The 4,352-nt window shown below is 43.8% G+C and carries 3 protein-coding genes and 1 pseudogene; 2 read left to right on the forward strand and 2 right to left on the reverse strand.

Going from position 1 to position 4,352, the window contains the following annotated elements; translation table 11 throughout:
• Positions 1-344: 344 nt before the first annotated feature.
• Complete coding sequence (locus tag BJP37_RS17960) at positions 345-767, reverse strand: hypothetical protein (protein ID WP_075900761.1); 423 nt, start codon at positions 765-767, stop codon at positions 345-347.
• 289 nt (positions 768-1,056) lie between these two features.
• Here BJP37_RS17960 and BJP37_RS17965 point away from each other — a divergent pair.
• Positions 1,057-1,752 (forward strand): annotated as a pseudogene (locus BJP37_RS17965) (uracil-xanthine permease family protein); the annotation flags it as partial.
• A 1,537-nt stretch (positions 1,753-3,289) separates the two neighbouring features.
• On the opposite strand, the gene BJP37_RS17970 reads toward BJP37_RS17965, so the two are convergent.
• Entirely contained in the window at positions 3,290-4,057 is a 768-nt protein-coding gene (locus tag BJP37_RS17970) for a DUF928 domain-containing protein (RefSeq protein ID WP_075900763.1), read from the reverse strand.
• A 61-nt stretch (positions 4,058-4,118) separates the two neighbouring features.
• On the opposite strand from BJP37_RS17970, the gene BJP37_RS39470 reads away from it, so the two are divergent.
• Positions 4,119-4,259, forward strand: a complete 141-nt coding sequence (locus BJP37_RS39470; protein WP_158069645.1) for a hypothetical protein — start codon at positions 4,119-4,121, stop codon at positions 4,257-4,259.
• The last annotated feature ends 93 nt before the right edge of the window (positions 4,260-4,352 follow it).

Raw genomic sequence — 4,352 nt, forward strand, 5'->3', positions numbered from 1 at the left:
GGTAGTCGGGAGTCGGGAGTCGGGAGTCGGGAGTCGGGAGTCGGGAGTCGGGAGCGGTGCGACCCAAGGGCGATTTACTCGCCCATTGGAAAGCGCACCCTAGGGATTCGGGAGTCGGGCGGGGGTAGGTAAACTAGCCTGATCAGGTAGTTTACCTACCCCCTTAAAAATAGAAACTTAAACTAGACCAGTAGAAGTAAAGGTTAAGACATAATTTCTGCTCCCAGATCCGCTGTTTCCTGTTCCCGATTCCCGATTCCCGATTCCCGATTCCCGATTCCCGATTCCCTTTAAACCAAAAACTATGTCCTAAACTATAGTTCCTTTACTATCAAAAAGGTTTCCTAATCTTCCCGCTGGAAGAAGCAAACCACATCCCGTATGTAAAAATCGTTATAGAGGTCGCCAGCAGAGGGGTTTGGTAAATCTACGGCTTCAACCTCCAGCTCATTATCGCCATCCTTGAGTATTCCAGCACCAATGTTAATGATTTGGGTAAACCAGTGATTGGGATTAGCTCCCTCGTAGGAGTAGATCTTCCCTACACTTTTACCATTGATTTTGACCTCTGCATCACTGTCGGTTGCTGTCAATCCTTTAACCATCAACATCAGGATGGCAGCGCCGCCCTTGTAGCGTCCCTCTGTGTTGAAAGTCTTTTTCCAGAGGCTAGCACCACCATCGCCAATTCTGCGATTGATATCTCCCTGGATCACCACAAAGTTACCGGTGACTAGTTTAGTAGACGCAGTTGCTTTCTGTTCCATAGCTTGTTCCCTTTTTGTTTGTAATTATCAACTTATATAAAGTTATAACCTAGTTGTTTGGAATCTTATCAGCTTTGGTGGGTAATGTCCCTTGAGGAATTACTGAATCAATCCCTAGTTATGATATCGAATGATTTCCATGGTTCCCCACTCAGTTCAGTGTAAGATAACCTTTAAGCAGCGGTGCAACCCCGGCGCGAGGTTTCAACGCCCACGGGAATGCGCACCAAGAGAATTGACAAAAGCGTCAGCAACTTATGAGTGAATTCACCGAAGGGATGTCAATAGTGTAACAATGGTTTCTCTATTAGCCACCATGCTAACTGCAATTTTAGGGCGGGGTTTTTTACGATTAATTCCGATTTTGATGGGGATAGGAGTCGGTTATCTAGTAACTTTACCGTTAGGGATGGTCGATTTTACACCTGTTAGTCAAGCTCCTTGGTTTCAAATTCCAGAATTTACCACACCCAGTTTCAGTTTACCGGCAATTTTATTTATTGTACCGGTTGCGATCGCTCCTGCCATTGAACATATTGGGGATGTGTTAGCCATTAGTTCTGTGACTGGAAATAATTATCTTCGAGAACCCGGTTTACATCGCACCCTGTTAGGGGATGGGTTATCAACAATATTGGCGGCTTTTGTTGGTGGCCCTCCCAACACCACCTATTCGGAAGTTACAGGGGCAGTTGCCTTAACAAAAACTTTTAATCCAGCGATTATGACCTGGGCAGCTATTATCGCTATTTTACTCTCTTTTTTAGGAAAGTTAGAAGCCCTTTTAAAAACCATTCCTGTGCCAGTCATGGGAGGAATTTTAATTGTTTTATTTGGTACAATTGTGGTAATTGGCATGAATAGTATTGTTCGCTCTAGCGCAGATTTATTACAACCCCGTAATCTTGTGATCGTTGCTGTAATTTTAATGCTAGGGGTAGGGGAAATGAGCGTCAAGGCAGGAGGGTTTGCCTTGGAAGCGATGCAGCGCGGTCTTGGGGAGGCAGTGCGGTCTTGGGGAGGCAGCGCGGTCTTGGGGGTCCCCCCCATGAGCGACTGCCGTGGTTCCCCCCATGAGCAACTGCCGTGGTTTCCCCCACTCGCGCTTTGCATCAAGACAGGGATTGGACTTTCTAGCATTCTTGGGGTGTTATTAAATGGGCTACTTCCATACAAGGAAGAACATCGTAGGTTGGATTGAGGTCTGTCAGGGGTGACAAGCAGCTCAGGATAATTACCCTTAATAAAAATCTCCCTATCTCCCTATCTCCCTATCTCCCTATCTCACNTGGGGGTTCCCCCCATGAGCAACTGCCGTGGTTTCCCCCACTCGCGCTTTGCATCAAGACAGGGATTGGACTTTCTAGCATTCTTGGGGTGTTATTAAATGGGCTACTTCCATACAAGGAAGAACATCGTAGGTTGGATTGAGGTCTGTCAGGGGTGACAAGCAGCTCAGGATAATTACCCTTAATAAAAATCTCCCTATCTCCCTATCTCCCTATCTCCCTATCTCCCTATCTCCCTATCTCCCTATCTCCCCATCTCCCCATCTCCCCATCTCCCCACACCTCCCACCCTCTCCTGAATAATTATGGCTATTCAACCAGACTTGATATTACTGGGTCTGGGCTGTGGCCGAGAGAGCCGCACTGTGAGCAAAAAGGCACCTATAAATGACTAGGTGCCTTGAGCAGACCAAAAACTATCAACTATCAACAACTATTGAAGGAATCAGAAACAGTAGTCCATGCTTGTCTCCTCGACTAACTGTTCCCTTACTTAATACATTAAAATAATGAAACAGGTAATGCATTCACGTTTTATGCTAACTTACTTGCCAAGTTGAGAAACAGCAACTGCACAATTACGCTATCACGATTGCTAAAAACTGCAACACTTACTTCGAGGTTGTATATCGGTGTGAACTTACACTATCTGATTGACTGACAAATAGGCGTCGATGTAGGTTGGGATTCATACTTCAACCCAACCACGACAACCGATTGCGTTGGGTGTCCTCTCTCCACCCAACCTACGGGATTTCAAGAGCTTCCAAAACTTTGGTCATTCAACTACATCTAAGTTAACCCACCAAATTTTAATTTGTAACTTATTTTACAGTTTATCCCAAAATGCCGGGAGAGCTGCACTGTTAACAAAAAGGCACCTATAAATGACTAGGTACCTTGAGCAGACCAAAAACTATCAACAACTATTGAAGGAATCGGAAACAGTAGTCCATGCTTGTCTCCTCGACTAACTGTTCCCTTACTTAATACAATAAAAGAATGAAACAGGTAATGCATTCACGTTTTATGCTAACTTACTTTCCAAGTTGAGAAACAGTAAATGCATAATTATACTATGACTATTGCTGAAAACTGCAAAACTTGATTTGAAGTTGTCTATCGGTGTTAACTTTCACTATGGTGGTAAGCATTCAGCTGTCAGCTGTCAGCTATCAGCTGTTGGCGTAGCCTGCGCGTAGCGCATTAGCTAAATGCTTACACTTAACTTAGTTACAAACGGGCTTTCCGTTCTATCTCTAAAATCTGCTTGATTCGCTCACTCTTTTGGCTGGCATAGTGTGAATTTCCAGATGCCTCGATTTTTGCTAAATCAGTTAAAAGATTTAGCTTTAACTCTCTATGTCTAGCATCGTCAGCAGAACCCACAACTTCACCGAAGGCATTATACCAGAAACCTTTGTCAGCATAGATATCTGCCCTATCAACGGGGTTAGTGGCTGCAGCAAGGGCTATTTTTAAATCTGGTGACTTTTGAACGATATCGATATAAGCTTGGGCTATGATAGCACTCGATGGATGATTGGGTTCACACATAATGACCACTTGCCACAGATATCTCTGTCCCACGGATAACCCTAGTTCATCCTGTGATAGTGAGTGAGTCATTATTCCTGGTGTTGTTTGCAATTCAATATTTTGTATGGGTTGGGGATACTCATTTACATCATCTGGATAAATCTGAAATTTCATTGTCAAGGATTCAGCATCCGGTACAAACCAAGCAAAGGTTGGGTGAGTCGAAACAGTTTGTCCAATATGTTCCTCAGGAGCTAGTGTAGTTAACTTTGCTTTTCCATTCTTAGAACATCCTCCCCTGGTACCGCTAATAATTGTAGGTTGTTCGGGATGAGATGGCTCAGGAGGTGGTTGATAGTCGGCTAGGGCTACAGTTGTCATCCCTAAAAATAGACTAACCACACCAATAGTCAATCCCTGATTATCTAAGCAATGGTTGAGTAACTGAAATCTTCTCTTCATTAAATTAGCCTCTAATTATGCCAAAATCATAAAATTAAAAATTTAAAATTGCCATTAATAAATGATTAAAAGCTATCAGCTATCAGCTATCAGCTATCAGCTATCAGCTATCAGCTATCAGCTATCAGCTATCAGCTATCAGCTATCAGCTATCAGCTATCAGCTATCAGCTATCAGCTATCAGCTATCAGCTATCAGCTAATATAGCGTTTCTAGGACTCATGAGGTACACATTATTTTTTACCTCTTCCCTCTTCCCTGCTCCCTGCTCCCTGCTCCCTGCTACCTGCTCCCT

Origin of the sequence: Moorena bouillonii PNG (assembly GCF_001942495.1) — a bacterium.
Lineage (GTDB): Bacteria > Cyanobacteriota > Cyanobacteriia > Cyanobacteriales > Coleofasciculaceae > Moorena > Moorena bouillonii.

Excerpts from the sequence above, each read along its gene's own strand:
- BJP37_RS17960 (WP_075900761.1), bottom strand. The coding sequence starts at position 767 with ATGGAACAGAAAGCAACTGCGTCTACTAAACTAGTCACCGGTAACTTT.
- BJP37_RS17970 (WP_075900763.1), bottom strand. The coding sequence starts at position 4,057 with ATGAAGAGAAGATTTCAGTTACTCAACCATTGCTTAGATAATCAGGGA.
- BJP37_RS39470 (WP_158069645.1), top strand. The coding sequence starts at position 4,119 with ATGATTAAAAGCTATCAGCTATCAGCTATCAGCTATCAGCTATCAGCT.